The organism is Spirosoma sp. 48-14, from assembly GCF_001898575.1.
Classification (GTDB): Bacteria; Bacteroidota; Bacteroidia; order Cytophagales; family Spirosomataceae; genus Spirosoma.
In genome coordinates, this window is the sequence record NZ_MKUD01000072.1 from 38,587 (window position 1) to 61,388 (window position 22,802).

Annotated in this window: 12 protein-coding genes; 10 read left to right on the plus strand and 2 right to left on the minus strand. The window is 49.7% G+C overall.

Annotation, left to right across the window (positions count from 1 at the left end; genetic code table 11):
* Positions 1 to 60 precede the first annotated feature (60 nt).
* The 5 genes from BGO59_RS30450 (at position 61) to BGO59_RS30470 (ending at position 7,648) form a co-directional block, all read left to right on the plus strand.
* Positions 61 to 1,413 (plus strand): NAD(P)-dependent oxidoreductase, encoded by a 1,353-nt coding sequence (locus tag BGO59_RS30450; RefSeq protein ID WP_293690520.1) that lies wholly within the window; start codon positions 61 to 63, stop codon positions 1,411 to 1,413.
* Positions 1,414 to 1,493: 80 nt separating this feature from the next.
* Positions 1,494 to 2,762, plus strand: a complete 1,269-nt coding sequence (gene preA / locus BGO59_RS30455) for an NAD-dependent dihydropyrimidine dehydrogenase subunit PreA (RefSeq protein ID WP_293690522.1) — start codon at positions 1,494 to 1,496, stop codon at positions 2,760 to 2,762.
* A 94-nt stretch (positions 2,763 to 2,856) separates the two neighbouring features.
* The gene (locus tag BGO59_RS30460) at positions 2,857 to 4,275 is read left to right on the plus strand and encodes an FAD binding domain-containing protein (RefSeq protein ID WP_293690523.1); all 1,419 of its coding nucleotides are present in this window, start codon (positions 2,857 to 2,859) and stop codon (positions 4,273 to 4,275) included.
* 90 nt (positions 4,276 to 4,365) lie between these two features.
* Positions 4,366 to 6,687 (plus strand): molybdopterin cofactor-binding domain-containing protein, encoded by a 2,322-nt coding sequence (locus BGO59_RS30465; protein ID WP_293690524.1) that lies wholly within the window; start codon positions 4,366 to 4,368, stop codon positions 6,685 to 6,687.
* Entirely contained in the window at positions 6,644 to 7,648 is a 1,005-nt protein-coding gene (locus BGO59_RS30470) for an XdhC family protein (protein ID WP_293690525.1), read from the plus strand. Before BGO59_RS30465 ends, BGO59_RS30470 begins: the two co-directional genes overlap by 44 nt.
* Positions 7,649 to 7,707: 59 nt before the next feature.
* Here BGO59_RS30470 and BGO59_RS30475 read toward each other — a convergent pair whose 3' ends face one another.
* Positions 7,708 to 9,393, minus strand: coding sequence for a RagB/SusD family nutrient uptake outer membrane protein (locus BGO59_RS30475; RefSeq protein ID WP_293690526.1), 1,686 nt, complete (start codon positions 9,391 to 9,393; stop codon positions 7,708 to 7,710).
* A gap of 13 nt (positions 9,394 to 9,406) precedes the next feature.
* Positions 9,407 to 12,358, minus strand: a complete 2,952-nt coding sequence (locus BGO59_RS30480; protein WP_293690846.1) for a TonB-dependent receptor — start codon at positions 12,356 to 12,358, stop codon at positions 9,407 to 9,409.
* Positions 12,359 to 12,971: 613 nt separating this feature from the next.
* Here BGO59_RS30480 and BGO59_RS30485 point away from each other — a divergent pair.
* The 5 genes from BGO59_RS30485 to BGO59_RS30505 all read left to right on the plus strand — a co-directional run bounded on the left by BGO59_RS30485 (position 12,972) and on the right by BGO59_RS30505 (position 22,699).
* Entirely contained in the window at positions 12,972 to 13,583 is a 612-nt protein-coding gene (locus BGO59_RS30485) for a sigma-70 family RNA polymerase sigma factor (RefSeq protein ID WP_293690527.1), read from the plus strand.
* Between the two features lie 116 nt (positions 13,584 to 13,699).
* Positions 13,700 to 14,827 (plus strand): FecR family protein, encoded by a 1,128-nt coding sequence (locus BGO59_RS30490; protein ID WP_293690528.1) that lies wholly within the window; start codon positions 13,700 to 13,702, stop codon positions 14,825 to 14,827.
* A 61-nt stretch (positions 14,828 to 14,888) separates the two neighbouring features.
* Positions 14,889 to 18,278, plus strand: a complete 3,390-nt coding sequence (locus BGO59_RS30495) for a TonB-dependent receptor (protein ID WP_293690530.1) — start codon at positions 14,889 to 14,891, stop codon at positions 18,276 to 18,278.
* 13 nt (positions 18,279 to 18,291) lie between these two features.
* Positions 18,292 to 20,010, plus strand: a complete 1,719-nt coding sequence (locus BGO59_RS30500; protein WP_293690532.1) for a RagB/SusD family nutrient uptake outer membrane protein — start codon at positions 18,292 to 18,294, stop codon at positions 20,008 to 20,010.
* A gap of 76 nt (positions 20,011 to 20,086) precedes the next feature.
* Positions 20,087 to 22,699 (plus strand): glycoside hydrolase family 95 protein, encoded by a 2,613-nt coding sequence (locus tag BGO59_RS30505; RefSeq protein WP_293690534.1) that lies wholly within the window; start codon positions 20,087 to 20,089, stop codon positions 22,697 to 22,699.
* Positions 22,700 to 22,802: the final 103 nt, after the last annotated feature.

Below are 22,802 nucleotides of genomic sequence, written 5' to 3' on the forward strand. Positions count from 1 at the left end.
CCAAAGGGATTTTGCGTCAGCCATTCTCGCTCCTCACTCCTCGCTCCTCACTCCTTGACTATGGCTATCCTCAATAACCGATTAACGACTGAACAGTACGAACAAAACTTCAGCGACATCCACCCGCCCTTCGAAACACGCGAAGCGGCTTTGGTGGAAGCCAATCGCTGCCTGTTTTGTTACGATGCCCCTTGCACGAAAAGCTGCCCGACGAGTATCAATATTCCTAAATTCATCAAACAGATTACCACCGACAACCTAAAGGGGGCGGCCTATACCATTCTGGATGCCAACATCATGGGGGGCGGCTGCTCGAAAGTCTGCCCTGTCGAAAAACTGTGCGAAGGCGCCTGCGTGTATAATTTGCTCGATGAACCCCCCATTCCGATTGCCCGGCTCCAACGGTATTCGACCGAAAAAGCCATTGCGCAAAAGTGGCCCCTGTTTCAGCGAAAGCCCTCCGTCGGCAAAAAAGTGGCCGTAGTGGGCGCTGGTCCGGCAGGATTGAGTTGCGCCCACGTATTAAGCCGCGAAGGGGTCGATGTGACGATCTACGAGAAGGAAAGCAAAGGGGGCGGTTTGATGACCTACGGCATTGCGGCTTATAAAGTGACGCCCCAGTTTTGTGAAGACGAAGTGAATTTTATCACTTCACTCGGTGGCATTACCATCAAATATGATCAGGAACTGGGTCGAAACCTGACATTAGCCGAACTTCAGGCCGGTTATGACGCGGTTTATCTGGGTATTGGTGTTGGCGTTGCCCGCCATTTGGGTATTCCCGGCGAAGACCTCGAAGGTGTTGAGGATGCCATCCGGTTCATCTACGACATCCGGGAGAAAGGCTACCCGGCTGTTCCGGTGGGCGATAAGGTGGCGGTTATCGGGTTGGGTATGACGGCTATCGATGCCGCAACGCAGGCTAAACGGCTGGGTGCCAAAGAGGTAACCATCGTGTATCGCCGGACGCAGGCCGAAATGCCAAGTACTGAAGTCGAACTGAATCTGGCAAAGCTGGACGGCTGTAACCTGATCTGGCTGGCATCGCCTAAAGAAATCCTGGGCGAAAATGGGCGGGTTACCCAACTGATTTGTAACGTTATGGAACTGAGCGTCCCTGATACCAGTGGCCGTCGTACACCCGTGGAAACAGGTGAAACCATTACGCTGGATGTCGATATGGTGATCAAAGCCGCCGGACAAATTCCCTACGAAGAGCTGGTAACGAACAACCAGCTTACGAACTGGTACGGTAAACTGGCGATCAATGAACACTGCGAAACCAACATCCCCGGTGTTTTTGCCGGTGGCGACTGTGTCAACGGTGGTAAAGAAGTGGTCGATGCCGTACAGGCAGGTAAAGACGGAGCACGAGCGATACTAAAAAAAATGAGTGAAAGAGCGAATGAGTGAAAGAGCGAATCGCTGGCGCGACAAACTCCGGCATAAGCAACCTCCACTCTTTCACTCATTCGCTCTTTCACTCTTTAAACATGGCAGATTTAAGCACTAACTTCCTCGGTATCAAATCACCGAATCCGTACTGGCTGGCGAGTGCTCCACCGACGGATAAAAAATATAATGTACTGCGGGCTTTTGAGGCCGGTTGGGGCGGTGTTGTCTGGAAAACGCTGGGTTCGCAGGTCAAGAATGTGTCGTCACGCTACTCGGCTGTCGATTACAACGGCACTAAAGTAATGGGATTGAACAATATCGAACTGATTTCAGATAGGCCCCTTGACATAAACTTGCGCGAAATTGCCGAGTGCGTTCGGGAGTTTCCCGATCGGGCAATGGTTGTGTCACTTATGGCGGATAATACCCGTGAGAAATGGCACGAACTGATTGCACAGGTCGAAGATACGGGTGCCCATGGTCTTGAACTGAACTTCGGTTGTCCACATGGTATGACCGAACGGGGCATGGGCGCGGCCGTTGGACAGGACCCCGAAATCGCTAAAATGGTGGTGGAATGGGTGATGGAAAAGGCGACGATTCCGGTCATTACCAAGTTGACGCCCAACGTGCATTCGGTCGTGCCGACGGGCCGGGCCTCGGTCGAGGGTGGAACCAACGCGCTTTCCCTGATCAATACGATTCAGTCCGTGACGGGTGTGGATCTGAATACCCTGGTGCCGAATCCGTATGTAGCCGGGAAGTCGGTATACGGCGGGTATTGCGGACCGGCGGTGAAACCCATCGCCCTGAAAATGCTGACGACCATTGCCCAGGACCCGGTTACCTCGCGCGTACCGATCTCAGGGATTGGGGGTATTAGCACCTGGAAAGATGCCGCCGAGTTTATGTTGCTGGGGGCCACATCGGTGCAGGTTTGCACGGCTGTTATGAAGCATGGTTTTCGGATCATCGACGACCTGTGCGACGGGCTGAACAACTGGATGGATGAAAAAGGGTTTAAAACCGTTTACGACTTCATTGGTAAATCGGTTCCAACCATCACACACTGGGAAGATCTCGATATTAACTACCACATTGTTGCCAACATCAACCAGGACAAGTGTATTCACTGCGGTCTATGCTACATCGCCTGTGAAGACACGTCCCACCAAGCCATCAATCTGACGTATGGAAAGCCTTACAACACCTATTCGATCATTGAAAACGAGTGTGTTGGCTGTAATTTGTGTAAATTAGTTTGTCCAGTCGATGACTGTATTACGATGGTCGAACAACGTAAAGGCGACGAGTACCTTAACTGGAAAGAATTCCAACGGCGCGGCCTGCCGCTGAACGACCACTGACATAGATTGTCATTGGAGATGTAATCAGTGGTTATTGGTTGCCTACATAATCATCCTGTTCATCTTGTAAATCCTGTCGAAAAAGAATTTAAAATTGATTTCCTTCATATTAAATACGAAAGATGTTCGTACGACGCTGCCACCAGGCACGACGGTGCTCGACTTTGTGCGCTATCACCAACACCTGACGGGTACTAAAATTGGCTGTCGGGAAGGGGATTGCGGAGCCTGTACGGTGTTGGTGGGCGATGTATCGACCGGTAGCCTTCGTTATCGAACAGCTACGTCCTGCCTGATGCCACTGGGTAATGCGCATGGAAAACACATTGTAACGATAGAAGGGCTCAATACAGATGATCTGAATCTCATTCAACAGGCAATGGCCGACGAATCGGCTACTCAATGTGGGTTCTGTACGCCCGGCTTTGTCATGTCGCTGGCCGGGTATTGCCTCAGCCATAAGGCATCCACTACAGCCAACGCGATAGCCGCCGTTGATGGGAATATCTGCCGATGTACCGGCTATAAGTCGATAGAGCGAGCGGCCGGGCGTGTGGCTGAACTGGTGCGATCACGACAGGACAATGAATCTCCAGCGCAGTTTGTAGCCGATCGGGGGATTTTACCAACCTATTTCGTTGCGATCGAAGAGCGGTTACTGGCGATGAAGGTAAACCTGAATGGTGAGCTGAAACAGGATGATTCAGTTGCGCAACGTGTTGGTGGAGGAACGGATGTGTATGTGCAAAAACACGATGAGATCAAAGAGGCATCGATCCGGTTTTTAGCCGATAACGCCGAATTACAGGGAATCTGGCAGGATAGGAATCAGTGTTGGATCGGCCCCTCTACCACGGTGTCCGATTTGGTTGAATCACCTGTGATGCAGCACTACTTCCCTGATTTCAAGGCGTATACAAAACTGGTATCTTCGACACCGATTCGAAATATGGCAACCCTTGGTGGTAACTTCATCAATGCCTCACCGATTGGCGATTTTACGATCATTTTTCTGGCGCTGGATGCCGTCATTACCTTGAGTGACGGTGTACAGACTCGTGAGTTGCTCTTACGGGATCTGTATCTGGGGTATAAAACACTCGATAAACGTCTCGAGGAGTTTCTGGTCCGTATAGGGTTTACCCTGCCAGCTAATACCACCCGGTTCAATTTCGAAAAGGTGAGTAAGCGTACCCATCTGGATATTGCCAGCGTCAATTCGGCCATTCAACTAACCGTCGAAGGCAAGGTAATAACCTCGGTAACACTATCAGCGGGTGGTGTGGCACCCATTCCCAAACGGCTGACCAATACCGAAGCATTTTTAATTGGCCAGCCGATTAGTGAAGCGTTGATTCTTGAAGCCGCGAATGTAGCGCAAACGGATATTACACCCATCAGCGATGCCCGAGGAACAGAAGCCTATAAACGGCTACTGCTCAGTCAATTGATCAAAGCGCATTTTATCAAGTTGTTTCCAGAGTTGAAGGCAGAATCGTTATTGATTCAATAGAACACAGATTATTATGATCGTTATGATTGACACCGATCGTAATCATAACGATCATAATAATCTGTGTTCTATATAAATCAGGATAAGTCGATGAAAAATATAGATTCCAGAACGCATGTGCGGGGAGAATCGGTGTATCTGGACGATATTCCACTGATTCAGGGGACGTTGTTCGGGGCTGCCTTTGGCTCACCTGTGGCGCATGGCGTTATCCGACATCTGGACCTTTCGGTTGCTGAAGCCATGCCCGGTGTGGTTAAATTGTTTACCTATAAAGACGTAACCGGCGAAAACCAGATTGGGGGTATCGTTCCCGATGAACCTTTACTGGCCGAGCATCACGTGCATTATTGCGGGATGCCGATTGTGTTTGTCGTGGCCGAAAGCGATGATATGGCCCGGGCGGCCGTAAAAAAAATAACGGTAGCGATTGACCCCTTACCCATTATCACCGACCCTCGCGAAGCGCAGGCCAAAGGCGAGCTGATTGTCAGGCCCCGAACGCACAAGCTGGGCGATACCACAGCCGCCTGGGCACAGTGTACGCACATTTTCGAGGGACGAACCGAAACCAATGGTCAGGAGCATTTGTACATCGAAACCCAGGGCGCATATGCAATTCCGCAGGAGAACAACGGCATAAAACTCTATTCATCGACCCAGGGTCCAACGGCTGTACAACGGGCTGTTTCACGGTCGTCGGGTCTGGCCATGCACCAGGTCGATGTCGATGTCACGCGGCTGGGAGGTGGGTTTGGCGGTAAAGAAGATCAGGCTAACATGTGGGCGGCTCTGTGTACCCTGGCGGCTCATGTGCTCCGAAAACCCGTCAAATATTCGCTGCATCGGATGGAAGATATGGCCATGACCGGCAAACGACATCCGTATTCATCGGACTTTAAAATCGGTCTGGACGACGATTTGACGATTATAGCCTATGAGGCTACGTTTTATCAGAATGCCGGGGCGGCTGCCGACCTATCACCGGCAGTTCTCGAACGAACCTTGTTTCATTGTACCAACACCTATTTTATTCCGAACGTAACCGCTACAGCCTACAGTTGCCGAACCCATCTTCCCCCAAATACGGCCTTCCGGGGGTTTGGAGGACCGCAGGGCATGTTCGTCATCGAAGCCGCCATTGCCAAAGCTGCCGAGGCCTTAGGGGTCGAAGCATCGGTCATACAGGCTAAAAACCTGAATAAAACGGGCGATGAATTTGCCTATGGACAGAAAGCCGTAAGCGAAGCGCAGGCCTGTTGGAACAAAGCGATTGAGTTATATAGCCTGGACTCGATCCGTTCCAGAATCGATTCATTTAACAGTGTTAACCTATTGACTAAGAAGGCCTTCGCGTTGATGCCGATTTGCTTCGGAATCTCGTTTACGAACACCCGGATGAACCAGGCACGGGCGTTGGTACATGTGTATACTGACGGTAGCGTGGGCGTTAGTACGGGTGCTGTTGAGATGGGGCAGGGAGTGAATACAAAGATGCTACAGGTGGCTGCCCAAACGCTGTCTGTTCGACCCGAGCGGGTGAAATTGCAGACGACGAGTACCTACCGAATTGCTAATACATCGCCCTCAGCTGCCAGTGCAACCGCTGACCTGAACGGTAAAGCTGTACAAATAGCTTGTACTGATATTGTACAGCGGCTACAGGTGGTGGCTGCGGGTGTATTACAAACGATCCCTGAAGCGATTTCCCTGAAGGATGAATGCGTCTACGTAAACGGTGAGCGTACTGACTGGGACTGGAACCGACTGGTGATGGAAGCGTTTACCAAACGGGTCAGCCTGTCCGAACATGCACACTATGCCACCCCCGAGATTCATTACGACGCCAGCCAGGAAAAAGGACATCCGTTTGCCTATCATGTGTATGGCACCGCGATAATCGAAGTGACAGTCGATTGCCTGCGTGGAACCTATGAGATGGAATCAGTTAAAGTAGTCCACGATTTTGGTGTCAGCATGAACCCACTTATTGATCAAGGGCAGATTGAAGGGGGGATTGTACAGGGGCTTGGCTGGATGACTATGGAAGAAGTCCTGTATGATAAAGCCGGGCGGTTACGTTCCAATGCGTTATCGACCTATAAAGTGCCCGACATCTATTCGGTACCCAAAGAAATAGCCATTGAGCCGCTAAACACTGAGCAGGATAACCTGGCTATATTTCGGTCGAAAGCGGTCGGAGAGCCACCCTTAATGTACGGTATCGGTGCTTATTTTGCCCTTCGGAATGCCATCCGGGCATTTAATCCAAAAGCCGATATGCCATTCGATGCGCCCATGACGCCCGAAAAACTTCTGATGGCTTTATATCAAACAAGCACTACGCTGGGTTCGATGCCCTCTGTCCATGAACAAATCGAAGTCGTTAATCGTCTGGCAACGCATCCATAAGTGCATTCAGCAACGGGAGCCGGTTATGTTGCTCTACGTGCTGGAGAGTCATGGGAGTAGCCCCGGTCGACAGGGCTTTGCCATGGCGGTGACGGCATCGGGTACTATGGAAGGTTCGATTGGTGGAGGCATTATGGAGCATAAGTTTGTGGAACTCGCTAAAGAAAAGCTACAGACACAACCATCTGAGCTATCCATCCGAACCCAATACCACGATAAAAAAGCCGCTCAGAACCAGAGCGGTATGATCTGCTCCGGGGAACAAACGATTCTGCTATATCAACTTCAGTCCGACGATGAACCTGTTGTTCAGGCTATTGTTACCTGTCTTGATCAGCATGGCAACGGATTACTGAGCTTGTCCCCATCAGGCATTGCGTTTACGGATAGAGTAACTCCCGGATTCGATTTCAAATTTGTCCGTCAATCGGCTGACGAATGGGTGTTTCAGGAGCGGCTGGGGTACAAAAATGAGCTGTTTATTATCGGAGGGGGGCATTGTGCACTGGCGTTGTCCCGGTTGATGAGTCAGATGGACTTTTATATCCGACTGTACGATGACCGTCCAGATTTGCACACCGTTCAGCTAAATGATAGCGTTCATGAGAAAATCACCGTTAAAACGTATTATGATCTGACCAATCTGATTCCTCCGGGCAACAACCACTATGTAGTGATCATGACGTTTGGTTACCGTACCGATGATCTGGCGATCCGGGCGCTGCTGAACAGGTCGTTTCGCTATGTAGGGGTGTTGGGCAGCCAGACGAAGATCGATACGTTGTTTGCCACTTATCGGGATGAAGGCGTTTCCGACGAGGTACTCAGCCAAATTCACGCGCCGATTGGTATCCCGATGCATAGCCAGACTCCTGAAGAAATTGCGGTTAGTATTGCTGCCCAGATCATTCAGGTAAAAAATTCCTTTTCATCGACAGGATTTACAGAATTGACAGGATGAGCCGGAAATGTCTGTGCTTTTATCCTGTTCATCCTGTAAATCCTGTCGAAAAAAAAACCTTAATAGCTCTGATTCTGAACTAAATAACCGGGTAGGTTAGAAGCTCCATCAATCGCTGTCTGCGGAATCGGAAAAATCCGTTTAAACTTGTCGGTATTTGTTTTTTCTGTCCAGGTGCCTTCGTACTTGCCAAACCGGATCATATCAGTCCGGCGAACCATTTCCCAGTATAGTTCGAAACCGCGTTCCCGGTATAACAGATCCAGGTTCATGGATGTCAGAGCAGGTGGAGGAGCCGTTACGGTTCGGGCCGCCCGTACCGCGTTGACATCGGCTAAGGCACTGGCGGCATCGTTGCTCTTACGAAGTTTGGCCTCGGCCCGCATCAGGTAAATATCCGCCAGCCGAAGAATGATAATGTCAGCCTCGCCGAAATTACGCCCACTCACCGATTTCTTACTGAACTCGTATTTTTCAACCCGATAGCCAGTATTGTAATTACTGCCCGCCACCGTGAAGTCGATTTGTTCGGTGAAATCAACGGCCAGCGTCGGTTTGTTGCGGGTATCGTGATACAGTTTAGCTACCTTATATTTTCCATCCGGGCATTTCAGGAATACCCCATTCCGACGAATCAGACCATATTGCTGCCCACGAAGAATACCCCGGTTGATATTAAAATCCGCTTCGGCTACGCAGGAATCGGCCGGGTTGGCGTAAATCGATAAGTTTTGCTTATAAAACCGAGGGTCCACCGTTGGGTCTTTGGGTGCGTAAGCATTTACCCAGGTACGGTAGTAATCAGGGGTGATAGCGGGTCCATCGGTGCCGTTGGCATTCGGATAGGCGGGTATCGGAAACTGATCGCCCGACAACGAGAAATAGGCCATCCGGTTCGTGCCATTCAGATCGGCTCGCTGGTCAACGGCAAAAATCAGCTCCTTGTTGTCGTGATTATCGGAGTTGAAAATCGAAAAGTAATCTTTCGACAGTTGGTACTGGCCCGAATTGATGATCTTATCGCAGTATTCAACCACTTTGTCCATGTCTTCAGGCTTAAACGTAACCTGGGCGCCGTAAATATCCCGATACACCCCTGCATTCAGATACAGCCGGGCCAGCAGCCCCCAAACGGCCCCTTTTGTCAGACGACCGGGGCCAACTCCCGTTTCCAGATCAGGCTCTACGGCCAGGAACTCGCTTTTCAGGTAGTCGACTGCTTCCGTTCCGCGCAAAATGGTTGACGTAGCTCCCAGGTCATCCTTCACAAACACCAGTCCGAACAGATCCAGGGTCAGTAGTCCATAATACGCCCGCATCCCCCTGGCTTCGGCCAGATACGTCTTCGTAACCGGATCTTTTAACGTGGGCAGGGTATTGATGGCAGTTATGGACCGCGAAAGCGCCTGAAGAATGAGCGCCCAGGTATTCCGAAGGTTCGGGTCAGTGCTGGTATAGGTATGCTGGTGCATGGCCAGATAAATCCCATTATCGCCCCAGTCGGTCCCACCACGGTAGGGGAGGATCGCTTCATCCGTCGAAATCTCCTGAATAGCGAAGTAGTTGGTATGCAGGAATATATCTGGCAGACGGGCATAAACAGGAGCCAGGATGCCATCGGCTGCCTGCCGGTCGGTCAGTCCCGAAACCGATGCTTCGTCCAGCACTTTTTCGGCCAGATTGGTACAACCATTTATAAAGAGCACGCCAGCCAGGGCCAGCATGGATATGAGTTTCTTTTTCATTGGATAATCGGAATTAAAAAGTAAGGTTCAGGCCGAATACAAAGGTTCTGGCTTTGGGGTAGCTGAGGTAGTCGATGCCATACGACAGAATACCGTTGATGGTACGATCGGTGTTCACTTCGGGATCGTATCCGTCGTATTTCGTAATGACGAACAGGTTTTGCCCCGTTGCCGACAGCCGGATGCCCGAAATCCAGCGTTTCATGCCGATGAGTTTCGGATCGAGATTATACCCCAGCGTCAGGTTGTTCAACCGGAAGAACGAGCCGTTTTTTAGATAGCGGGTCGATACCGGGGCCGAGTTATTGATTGACTCATTGGGGTATTGAATGGCCTCGGCCGTGGTATTCAGCCCTTTCGACAACCGAAGTTTGTAGAAATTGGCGTTAGCGGTATTGTCATAGAGCTTATTGCCCGATACCCCGTTGAAATTGATAGCCAGATCGAACCCTTTATAAGCTATGTTGCTGTTTAGGTTAAACTGTTTCGTTGGGAGTGCGCTTCCGGCGGCAATCCGGTCTTTATCCGTAATGATGCCATCGCCATCCGCATCCTGAAATTTACTGATTCCCTTATCGTCCAGACCAATGAAGTTTTTCAGGAAAAATGTACCGATAGGTTGTCCATTGATATAGCCGTTGATGGTAGCTGAGGTGAGCCCGGAACCCGACGCTGATCCTGACGGAATAACGGTATAGGGCGAATTGTTCACGACATTGTCAATGAAGGTGATATTCCCGCCAATATCGAACCGAAAACCGTTCAGGCTGGCGTACCGATAGTTCAGGTCCAACTCAAGACCCTGGTTGGTAATGGTCATATCGGGTACATTGGTCCAGAACGTTCCGGCTGGTTGAACTGGGTCGGAAGGAATCACTTCCAGCAGGATGTTGTTGGAAACTTTCCGGAAATAATCGACCGATCCGGTCAAGGCTCCCTTAAACAGGCCAAAATCAATCCCCAAATCGGTTTGGTTCGATACTTCCCATTGAATGTCGGGGTTTGCCAGGCGGGTATACGAGGTACCAGCCGGATAAGCGCCTGTAGCCGCCAGCGGGTAGCTGGTGGAAGCCGACACCTGCGACGTAAACAGCGCCTGGGTAATCTTGGATGGGATTTCCTGATTCCCGGTACGACCCCAGCCTGCGCGTAATTTAAGATCACTGAACGGTCCCGATTTCAGGAAGGATTCTTCCGATAGCCGCCAGCCCAGTGAGAACGAGGGGAAGATACCGTATTTGTTGTTGGCCCCAAATTTCGATGAACCATCGGCCCGTACCGTTGCCGTTGCCAGGTACTTATCTTTATAGTGATAATTGGCCCGGCCAAAGAAGGATTGAAGCTCGTTTTCCAGCGCAAATCCTGTCGGTTTGTTGTTGGCCAGCGTCAGTTCCTGGCCTAAACCTGGATTATAAATCGGCTCAATAGGGGAGATGGGGAATTTATTAATACTCGATGAGCGCTCCTGCACGTAAATTTTCTGGTACGAATGCCCCAGCAGCGCTGTCAGGTTATGATCCTGCCGGGCCAGCGTATACGTAAAGTAGTTTTCGACCAGAATATTGCGATTGATTCGGTAAATGGTTTCCAAACGTCCATCCTGTTGCGGCACCAGACTCGGCAGCGATTGTATATCCCGCATCGAACTGGAATTATCGACACCCAGATTCAGCTTATAGACCAGATCTTTCGTGATTTTAAACGAGGGTGAAATATTCCCAACCACCCGGTTGATGGTTGTCATATCTTTTTCCAGGTTCAGCGTAATCAGTGGATTCGTCCCGCTCAGGTATTTATAGGGATCACCGTTGCTATCGTAGGCAGGTAGCGTTGGGTTGGCCGAAATCGCGCTACCAAGAATGGTTTCAGTCGGTGGGCGCAGATTATACGTATAGGAGGCAGTCAGGTTTACGTCCAGATTCAGCCGGTCTTCAAGCAGTTTCTGCGACACGTTGATGCGGCCCGTATAGCGGCTCATCCGGCTGTTTTTGATGATACCTTCCTGATTCTGAACGCCCAGCGAGCCATAATAGGTCAATTTATCGGTTCCCCCGCCAAACGAGAGGTTGTGGTTCCAGGTCTGGGCGGTTCGGGTTACCTCTTTCTGCCAGTCGGTATTGCCTTTAAAATCTTCAAGTACACCACCCACAGCCGGAACCTGCCGCCGGTATTCGTCAGGTGAGAAAACGGCCAGCGGACGAGTCAGGTTGGAAATACCCAGACTGCTCGACAGGGTAAAGTTCGAAAAACCGGCCTTCCCTTTTTTGGTCGTGATCAGCACCACCCCGTTGGCACCCCGCGCTCCGTAAATAGCTGTTGCCGAAGCATCTTTCAGTACATCAATCGACTCAATATCCTGTGGATTCAGGAAGTTTAATGGATTGGTGGCTCCACCCGTACTGGAATTGTCGAGAGCAATACCATCCAGCACAAAGAGTGGCGTACTACCCGTGCGAACACCACCGGGGCCTCGAATCGTAATGTTTTGCTGCCCGCCTGGTTCACCGCTGGCTGAGGTAACATTGACCCCGGCCACTTTACCCTGTAACAGTTGCTCGGGTGAATTGATAATCCCTTTGTTAAACTCGGCACTTTTGATCGACTTTACGGAGCCGGTCATGTCTTTTTTAGAAGCACTACCATAACCGATCACGACGACCTGAGCCAGTTCAGAGGCCGATGCTTTCAACGATACATTGATAGTTGTCTGATTGCCTACTGGAATCTCCTGCGAAACAAAGCCGATAAAACCGAATACCAGAACCGAATTACCATTGGGTACCGCAATCTGGTAATTACCATTGGCGTCTGCGGTAGTTCCACGGGTGGTTCCTTTCACAACGACACTACAGCCTGCCAGGGCTTCGTTGGTCGTTGCATCCGTAATACGGCCACTGATGGTGATATCGGCTGAGGGGTTTTGCATTGTAGGATTGCCGGTCGCAATCCTACCGGGACCAGCCATAGCAACAGAACCGATAGCCAGCATAAGCAGGCAGGCCCATCTGTGAATGATAGGGGGAGATGAAGGATAAAAATGCTGCATAATGAATAAAGTGGTGGTAATGTTTTGTAAGTTTTGGAAAATGGGTACTCAATTAAAAAGGATTTAATAAAGATTAAAATAAAATTAATATACAGCGGTATTATTTTGAGTTTTATTTGTAGAAAATACTTTCTGGTAGTTTCGTATAATTACTTAAGGATGCGCTCATTCGTGGTTACTAACTGCTGGTGGCGTTGGTTGCCCTGGGTGGCAAGCTCATTGGCTCTATCCGCAAAAGGGAACCATTTTCATCCATCACGTTGCCCTGTTGGCTTAGCGAGAGAAAGGTAGTGGGTGGGGTACCCGTCAGGTCATGATGTAGGTGATTGTAGGGCTAGGTTTAGCAACATCGCCAATATAATGGTAGAATTAGTCAATCGGATATAAGTTTTTCTTAGTATAGTGCTATTAATTTGTAGCGTCGCTTAGTTCTGGCCTACGAGTGAAAAAAATCAGTGATACATTTTACAGGGAGATTAGCTATACATAAAGGGCTTAAACTGAAAGGTCTGGCAATTAGATACATAGCCTGGTGAAAAGCCATTATAACACGTATCCAACTGAGGCCCTTCTATGGGAGGCATTTGCTAGAGGTAATGAACAGGCATTTGAACAGCTTTACCGCGTTCATGCTGGTCCATTACTTACGTATGGTAAACGATTGCATCCCAATTCTGATCACGTAGCCGATGCAGTACAGGACGTGTTTCTGGAAATCTGGAAGTATCGTACCACGTTGACTCCACCATCAAATGTCCGGTATTACTTGTTAAGGATCATGCGTAATCGGCTGGTTGGGAACCCCGCTCTCCGCTCCGATCCACTGTACCAGGCCGACGAGCTGGATGGAATTGAAAACCTATTGAGCATTCCATCCATGGAAACGTTGTTATTGGACATGGATACGCGGGAGCATCAGGTAAACCGACTTCGTCAAGCCGTCAGCTCATTACCCGCCCGGCAGCAGGAGGCCCTTGTACTGGCCTATTTTCACCAGCTTAGCAACGACGAAATTGCCTCGCTTATGGGTATAAACTCCCAGTCGGTAACCAATAATATCAACCGGGCTATTCATGCACTGCGCCAGATATTGACCAACACGATATGGTTAATTTATTGGCTGCTTACCACAATAAGTATATAAAGAGCATAAATGAGTAGGCTACCTAGCCATTCGTTAACTCATTTATAAAATTATTATTAGAAATAATGAGTTAAAACCAGTATTGGTCCACTCTTGTCGTTGAGACAGGATGAAACATGGAATATACCAATTACAGTGCGGAAGAATTAGCCGCTGATTCGGCCTTTCGACAGTGGGTAATGAACCCCAATCCGACGACGGATCAATTTTGGATAGGGTTGCTGCAAAAGCATCCGCAACAGGTCGCTACCGTAGTGCGGGCCATCCAACTGGTACAACAACTTAATCGGGCCACCGAACCCGAAGCGCTCTCATCAACCGACGCGGATCAGCTGGAAGCTATCTGGCAAAATTTACGCAGTCGGATCAGGCTGGAAGATGAACCGGAGGTGCCTGTAAAACCAATAGGTCGATATGGTTCAGGATGGAATCGCTGGGCTGTTGCTGCCGGTATCGTAGTGGCCTTAGGAGTAGGCTGGTGGTTCAACCGGAGCCGCTTAACCGCGCACGTTGCTGACCGCTCTGCGCTGACAACCTCAATAGAGGCTAAAAATCAGCAGGAAGAAGTCAACAATACGGCTCAACCTAAAATCATTCACTTAAGCGACGGTAGTTCAGTGCGACTTCTGCCCAACAGTCGCTTGCGTTACGCCAAATCGTTTGCCGCAAACAAGCGTGAGGTTTACCTACAGGGTGAAGCTTTTTTTGACGTAACTAAAAATCCGGCCCGGCCCTTTCTGGTCTTTGCAGGAGGAACGGTCACGAAAGTGGTGGGCACCAGTTTTCGGGTACAGGCCTATGAGCAGGATAAAACGGTGCGCGTCGTTGTCCGCACGGGTCGGGTATCGGTCTTTAGCCGTAAAAATTTCGATCGGATTGGTCAACGTCCTGATTCACAGGTAGCCGGAGTGGTGCTGACGCCCAACCAACGGGCTACATTTGAGCGGGCAACCAACCAATTAGCCAAAGACCTTATTGAGCAGCCGGTCATTGTATCATCGTCAGCCGCATCCCAGGTGCTGAGCTTCGAAGATAAGCCTTTTGCGGACGTATTGACAGTTCTTGAAAAGCAATATGGGCTCGATATCATCTTCGATAAGCAGCTTCTCAGCCAGTGCTTAATCACAACAACCCTGTCGCCCAACGAAGGGCTGTATCAACGGCTAAATCGCATCTGTAGCGCTATCGGTGCCACGTACGAAGTGGTAGATGGACAACTGATCATTGTTAGCACTGGCTGCTGACCCTACCACTCAGCCCAGCCGGGCAAGTGAACAAAAATAAACCCCCAAACCCTGTAACCGTATGGCAAGTCTACCTCCGCCCAGTACATTACTGTATACGTTTATGCGACTAACTCTATATCAGATTCTGATCGCACTGATCTTTACGAGCCTCACCATGGCTCACAATACCCATGCTCAGGAACTGCTTACCCGCCGGGTAACGCTCCAGATCGCTAATCAATCCATTAAGACAGTTCTTAACCGATTGAGCAAACTGACGAACGTTCGGTTTACCTACAGTTCTTCCCTGATCCATGCTGAACGAAAAGTGACGGTCAATGCGAGCAATCAGGCGCTTGGCGAAGTACTGAACGACTTACTAACACCCTTGAAAATTGAGTATCGCGTCGATGCCGATGAAGTAATCCTAAATCCGGGGCCGGTTGAAAATGAGGCTGAGAAAAGTACGTTCCAGACCATCGAAAGCAAACAAACAGGCGATACTCCGGTCGATATTACGGTAACAGGCACCGTGGTTGACGAGAAAGGAGAAGCGCTGCCAGGGGTAAGTATTTTGGTGAAAGGGACAACAAAGGGTACGAACACCGATGTGAATGGGACCTATTCAATCCGGGTTCCCGACGAAAACGCAGTGCTTATTTTTTCGTTTGTAGGGTATGCCCCGCAGGAAATAGCGATAGGTAATCGTTCGTCGATTGCCGTTACCCTCAGACAGGACGATAAATCGCTTGATGAAGTTGTCGTGGTTGGGTATGGTACGGCTAAAAGGCGGGACATTACCGGAGCCGTTGCCCGAGCAGACATCAATGCGTTCAAAGAAGCGCCCAATGTGAGCATTCTTCAATCGCTGCAAGGGTCAGTACCGGGCCTGAATGTAGGCGCGACCACCCAGGCTGGTCAGGACCCGGCCATCAGCATTCGGGGGCGTAACTCCATATCCGGTGGTACCGCCCCGCTGATCGTGCTGGATGGTATTATTTATCGGGGAAACATTGTTGATATCAATCCGAATGATATTGCTTCGGTCGATGTACTGAAAGACGCTAGTGCTGCTGCGGTGTACGGCTCTCAGGCATCGAACGGCGTTATCCTGATCACTTCGAAAACCGGTAAGGCTACCAAAAAGCCAACCGTCGAATTCAGCTCGTCTTATTCGTTACAGGAGATTACCAATAAAGCGATGCTGCCCGACGATGCGGCTGGGTTTCTTCGAAAGAAGGCAGATCGATACATTTCGCTCAGCCGCACCGGCCCTGGGCTGTTGCAGACAAATCCTGCCTTCGATGTTACCAAATACCTGAGCCCGCAGGTGCTGGCCGGTATGCAGAACGGTACCGAAACAAACTGGTGGGAGCTGCTGACTAACAGACGGCCTTTCATTTCAAGTAATGATCTCAGTATCAGTGGACGGACTGAGCAAAGTTCCTACTTCTTTTCGCTGGGGTATACCAAGCAGCAGAATGTGGTGAAGAACGACGACTATAAACGCTACAACTTCCGGGTCAATCTGGATACGAAAGTAACGAGCTGGATGAAATTAGGGATTCAGTCGTTCTATGGCCTGAGTGACTATTCGGGAGCGGCACCCAGTCTCGATGATGTGCAGTTTCAGGTGCCGCAACTAGCTCCGTACGATGCTAATGGGGCATTGGTCCGTCTGCCCGATGGTGCCCGCGTAAACCCGCTACTCCAAATCGCCCAGACGAATCAGGAGACACGGAGTACGCTGTTTGGGCTGTTGTTTGCCGATATCAATATTCCGTTCATCAAAGGGCTGAGCTACCGACTGAACTTCTCTCAGAATCTGATTCAGAAACGGAATAACAATTTCAGTGCGTTCGGCCAGAATTTCAACGGAGAAGCGTTTAAAGCCAATGCACAGCAATACCTGGCTACCCTCGACAATATTGTGACGTATCAGAAGACGTTCGGGCCGCATTCGATCAATGCCACTCTTTTGTATGGAACAGAAAAACGTTCGTTCGACAGTACCAGGGCGTATTCTGCGTTCTTTACCAACGATATTCTTGGCTACAACAAACTGGACGCGGGCCAGGCTGCTCAGCAGACGACAACGTCATCGGCCTGGAAAGAAGCCAGTCTGTACTCGATGGCCCGTCTGATCTATAACTACAAGGATCGGTATATTGTAACCGGTACAGTTCGACGAGATGGTTTTTCCGGCTTTAGTACGACCAATAAATTTGGTGTATTTCCGTCGATAGCCTTTGCCTGGGCATTGAGCGAGGAGAAATTTATCAAAGATCGGGCTCCATTTCTGGATGAATTGAAATTCAGAGCTTCGTACGGAATCAGCGGCAATCGAACGATAGGCCGATACCAGACACTGGCCAAAATAACAGCGAACGTGGGCAGTGGATATCTGTTTGGCGATGGCGGTGCAGCTCAGCAGGGGCAATATTTAAGTGCATTGTCCAACAATGATCTGAAATGGGAGTCGACCAGGGCATTTAATTTCGGGCTGGATTTTGGGCTCTTCAATAATCGATTATCCGGCAGTTTCAATGCGTATGTATCCAATACCTACAACCTGTTGTTCAACGTTGACTTACCGGTTGTAAACGGGATTACCAGTAGCCCGGCCAATATAGGTAAGCTGAAAAATACGGGTCAGGAACTGACCCTGTCGGGCAGGCCAGTACAGAAGGGCGATTTTAGCTGGGATGTTACCGTCAATTTTTCCCGCAACCGTAACAAGGTTATCAGTATTCTGGGTATCGACGCCAATAAAGATGGTGTGGAAGATGATCTGGTCTCCTCCAAGATTTTTATCAACCACCCCTATGGCGTTGCCTATGATTTCAACATTACGGGGATGTGGCAGGTGGCCGATGCCGAAGCCAACAGAATACCGGCCGGATTTACGTACGGCAGTTATAAAGTAGAGGATATTAACGGCGATGGTACGTATACCGCAGCGGCCGACCGTAAGATTCTGGGCTATACCGACCCCTCATACCGCTTCAGTATTCAGAATAGTTTCCGGTACAAATCGTGGGAGTTCAGTTTCTTTATCAATTCCATTCAGGGTGGGAGTAAATACTACTATGGCCAGCCAGGAAGTACCCTGCCCAATCCGGATAACATCTCAAACGGCAATATTTTCAACTTTGATTACTGGACCCCCGAAAATCCCAACGCCCGCTATCGGCAGCTTGGTTTCTACACAGTGGCCCTGGGAGAAACATTCTCTCCTTATGTGCAGCGCAACTTTATCCGGCTTCAGAATGTGACCCTGGCCTATAGTTTACCGCAAACACTCGTTCGGAAAGCTAAGCTTAACCGGGTTAAGCTGTTCCTGAATGGAAAAAATCTGGCCACCATCACCGGCTGGGATGGCTGGGACCCAGAAACAGGAACAGGCCTGGACCGCTCTGCTTATCCATTTCTACGGAATTATACCGCTGGCCTAAACATCGAATTTTAACCCGTCGACCGTAATGAAAAAACTACTTATCTATAGTTTGACCCTTCTGATGGGCATGAACCTGGTTATGTCCTGTAAGGAAGACGAATTTCTGAAGGAAGAACCTCTGGACTTTTATTCGCCCGATAATTCGCTGGAAACCAGTGCTCAGTTTCAGCTGTCGATCAATTATTTACACAATCGGCTGCGGAACATTGCGTTCGGAGGTATTGACCTCGACTCGTATTTTGCGCTCCGCTATGCTACGGATTTTGCCGTTAATGCCACAGACTATCAGCCGGCCGTTAAGCTGAACGATTACAAGAATACGATGGTGCCTACCTATAACGTACCGCAGGTGATCTGGCAGAACGTGTATCAGATTATTGCCAACGCCAACGTCGTTATCAATCGGGCTAAGCTATCGACCAAACTATCCGATGCCGACAAAAATCTGTTTAAAGCACAGGGGTTGTTTTTCCGGGCGTGGGGCTATAATATGCTGGCTAATCTGTATGGGGGTGTGCCACTGGTAACAGAAGAAATTAGTGTGCCACGCAGAGACCTGGTTCGGGCCACTCGCGATCAGGTGTATACGCAGTGTAAAACAGACCTGATCGAAGCCATTACGTCGCTGCCCAATATCGATGCGGTGAAAGACGGTGCCGTAAATAAACAGGTTGCCCAGCATATTCTGTCGGAGGTATATATTTCCCTGAAAGCCTACGACGACGCCATAACCACAGCCACACAGGTTATCAACTACCCCGGCGTTGGGTTGATGACGACCCGTTTCGGGGCTCGGAAAGCCAATCCCGGCGATGTATACCGCGATCTGTTTGAACTCGGAAATCAGAATCGCACCAGCGGCAACCGGGAGGGGTTATACGTTATTCAGTCCGACTATCTGAATCTGGCCTCTACCCAACGCGATGCCATGCAATGGGCTGTCATGTCGGGAATTCAGAATGTTACCATTAAATCATCGGTCGATGGTAAAACGGTTGTGGCCGTAAAAGGACCCAACGAAAAATGGTCGGGTCGCGGAGTGGGCTGGATACGGCCAACGTCGTTTGTCCTGTATGGCATGTGGAACAGCGGAAAGGACGACATCCGTAATTCAGAATACAACATCATTCGGGATTTTCAGATCGACGGGGTTCCAACTACATCACCTGATTATGGGAAGTGGTACGTCAAGGATGGTTATAAAGCCAAAGCGACAGGCTTTATCGATACAATCCGGTACTGGTATCCCATTCTGAAGAAAAATACGATTTCTGCGGGCGATTTTCCTGATGCGTATTTTCAGCGCGATGCCGCTGGGAATGTGCTCTCATCACCCCTGGGTGGCCGATTACTGATCAATGGCAGCGATCTATTCCGGGACAATTACCTGATTCGGTTACCTGAAACCTACTTTTTACGCGCGGAGGCCTATATCATGAAAGGCAATATGGCCAGTGCTGCGGACGACCTCAATATCGTGCGGGCCAGGGCCAAAGCCACCCCCATTACGGCGGCTGACGTGACGATAGATTTTCTGCTCGATGAACGAATGCGGGAACTCTACGGGGAAGAATTCAGAATGGTCACCCTCACCCGAATGGGCAAACTGTATGACCGAAACAAAAAATACAATGAGAAAGCTGGCTTAAGCATTGAACCGTACCACAATCTATGGCCGATCCCATTCAGTGAAATCAACCGGAATGTATTCGCTACCCTTGAGCAAAATCCGGGGTATAATTAGCGACTGCCTGGTATAAATCTAGCCTGCCGAAAAATTTCATTCGGCAGGCCTCACCTATACTCTTCTTCTTAGTTGAATGAACGTACAATTTATTATTGCCGCATTGCTTTGGACGAACGTCGTGCTGGCTCAGGGTAAAAACAGCAAGCCAAATAGCCGCCCTGACCTTATGCTTTGGTACGATAAACCTGCCAGCGTCTGGACCGAAGCCCTGCCAATTGGCAATGGTCACCTGGGAGCTATGATCTATGGTGGTATTGAGCAGGAACATCTGCAACTCAACGAAGGAACACTTTATTCCGGTGATCCAACGGGTACGTTCACCGCCATTGACGTGCGGAAAAAATTCAGGGAAGTCGACCAGCTTTTTAAAGAAGGGAAATACAACGAAGCACAAACGATTGTAGACGCTGAATGGCTGGGACGAAATCATCAGGATTACCAGCCTCTTGGCGACTTATGGATGAATTTTACCCATACTGGCTCCGCTACGAACTATCGTCGTTCGCTCGACCTGTCCACGGCAGTATCACGGGTTGAGTACATGGTGAATACGACAACTTACCGCCGGGAAATTTTTGCCAGTTACCCTAACCGGATCATCGTCATTAAATTATCGGCAGAGGGAGAGGGAAAACTCAATGGTGAGATCAGTTTTTCAACGCCCCATAAACCACTGGCCGCCTATTCGACAACCGGTAATCAACTCGTCATGACGGGCAAAGCACCGGGTTTTGTTCTCCGTAGAACCGTGAAAGGAGTGCAAAAAATAGGCGATCAGTACAAATATCCTGAGGTGTTTGATAAAGACGGGGCTGTATTACCCAACGCGGCTGACGTACTTTATGGAGAGGATGCCAAAGGCTTAGGCATGGCGTTTGAGGCTCGTTTACAGACTACTCACAAGGGCGGCACAGTACAGGTGGCCGGGCAAAAAATCAGCATTCGGGATGCCAGCGAAGTGCTCCTGGTGATGGCCTGTGCTACCAGTTTTAATGGTTTCGATAAAAGCCCGGTAACCCACGGGCTGACCCCGGCCGATTCCACCAGGAAGTACCTGGCAAAGGCAATGGGTAGCTCCTACGAGAACTTGCTGGCTATACACAAGGCTGATTACCAGAAACTATTTAACCGATCTCAGATTCAGATTGGCAGCCTAAGCGAACAGTCGCGTCTTTCTACTGATAAGCGAATCAGCCTGTTTGCCAATGGCAAAGATCAGTCGATGGTTGGGTTACTGTATCAGTTTGGCCGATATCTGATGATCGCAGGGTCGCGGCCTGGTGGGCAGCCTTTGAACCTACAGGGTATTTGGAACGATAAGATTATTCCGCCCTGGAATGGTGCTTACACGGTCAATATCAATGCACAGATGAATTACTGGCCGGCTGAGCTGACTAATTTATCGGAGTGTCATGAACCCTTCCTGAAGTTAATCAATGAACTGGCCGTTAATGGAGCGATTACGGCCAGAGCTATGTATGGTAATGAAGGGTGGGTAGTACATCACAACACCGACATCTGGCGCCATACCGAGCCCGTCGACTATTGCCACTGTTCTTTCTGGCCCATGGCTGGCGGCTGGTTAATGAGTCATTACTGGGAACGATACCTGTTTCGGGGGGATACAGTCTTCCTGAAAGACAAGGTTTATCCTTTGTTGAAGGGGGTCGTTTTGTTTTATAGGGACTGGCTGGTGCCGAATAAGGACGGCTATCTGGTCACGCCGGTTGGTCATTCGCCAGAGCACGCGTTCCGCTACGGAGATGGCCAATCATCAACTTTGAGTCCAGGTCCAACGATGGATATGGCGATCATCCGCGAATCGTTCGCCCGTTTTCTCGAAGCATCGGATCGTTTAGGGAAACCGGATTCAACTCTTCATACTGAAATAAAATCGAAACTAACTAAGCTGCTGCCTTACCAGATCGGCAAACTAGGGAACCTACAGGAATGGCAGTTTGATTTTGAGGATGGTGAGAAAGAACACCGGCATATTTCCCACTTGTATGGCTTCTACCCATCTAACCAGATTAATCCCTATACGACGCCCGAGCTGAACGCAGCCGTAGCCAAAACCATGGAGCGCCGGGGTGATAAAGCGACCGGATGGTCGATGGGCTGGAAAATAAATGTGTATGCGCGTTTGCAAAACGGCGATAAGGCGCACGCTCTCTTGACGAATCTGCTGCATTTAGTGCAGGAAGAGGGAACGAAGATGGTAGGTGGAGGGGTTTACCCCAATTTATTTGATGCGCATCCACCTTTTCAAATTGATGGAAATTTCGGTGCAGCCGCCGGTATTGCCGAAATGCTGGTTCAAAGCCACGCGGGCGAAATTCATTTGCTTCCAGCCCTGCCAGCAGCCTGGCCTGACGGGAAGGTTTCTGGTCTGAGAGCGCGTGGAGGCTACGAGGTAGACATTGAATGGACAAACGGTCGGTTAAAGAGTGCGACCATCCGATCGGAACTGGGCGGTGTGTGCCGGATACGAACAAATAACCCGGCAGTTGTAGTCAACACAAAGGTATCAACGGGAATAGGTCAGCATCCTAACCCTTTATTTTCTTTCATCAATCCAACTGATTTTACCAGCAACCGTCAAGCAACGGTCGCTACCAATAAATCAGTAAAAGGATTCGTACAGGATTTTCAGACTCAGCCTGGGCAAACGTATGTAATAAAATGAAAGTTATAGGGTAGAGGCTAATCAACATGTAGCTTCATTATTAGGTTTCCCCAAATTCATGTATCCAGAAATAGTAAACGCCCCAATGGGCCGAACATAAAAA

What these genes read in the sequence shown, in the direction of transcription:
- BGO59_RS30450 (WP_293690520.1), top strand. Translation starts at nt 61, where the DNA reads ATGGCTATCCTCAATAACCGATTAACGACTGAACAGTACGAACAAAAC.
- preA (WP_293690522.1), top strand. Translation starts at nt 1,494, where the DNA reads ATGGCAGATTTAAGCACTAACTTCCTCGGTATCAAATCACCGAATCCG.
- BGO59_RS30465 (WP_293690524.1), top strand. Translation starts at nt 4,366, where the DNA reads ATGAAAAATATAGATTCCAGAACGCATGTGCGGGGAGAATCGGTGTAT.
- BGO59_RS30470 (WP_293690525.1), top strand. Translation starts at nt 6,644, where the DNA reads ATGAACAAATCGAAGTCGTTAATCGTCTGGCAACGCATCCATAAGTGC.
- BGO59_RS30475 (WP_293690526.1), bottom strand. Translation starts at nt 9,393, where the DNA reads ATGAAAAAGAAACTCATATCCATGCTGGCCCTGGCTGGCGTGCTCTTT.
- BGO59_RS30480 (WP_293690846.1), bottom strand. Translation starts at nt 12,358, where the DNA reads ATGGCTGGTCCCGGTAGGATTGCGACCGGCAATCCTACAATGCAAAAC.
- BGO59_RS30490 (WP_293690528.1), top strand. Translation starts at nt 13,700, where the DNA reads ATGGAATATACCAATTACAGTGCGGAAGAATTAGCCGCTGATTCGGCC.
- BGO59_RS30495 (WP_293690530.1), top strand. Translation starts at nt 14,889, where the DNA reads ATGGCAAGTCTACCTCCGCCCAGTACATTACTGTATACGTTTATGCGA.
- BGO59_RS30500 (WP_293690532.1), top strand. Translation starts at nt 18,292, where the DNA reads ATGAAAAAACTACTTATCTATAGTTTGACCCTTCTGATGGGCATGAAC.
- BGO59_RS30505 (WP_293690534.1), top strand. Translation starts at nt 20,087, where the DNA reads ATGAACGTACAATTTATTATTGCCGCATTGCTTTGGACGAACGTCGTG.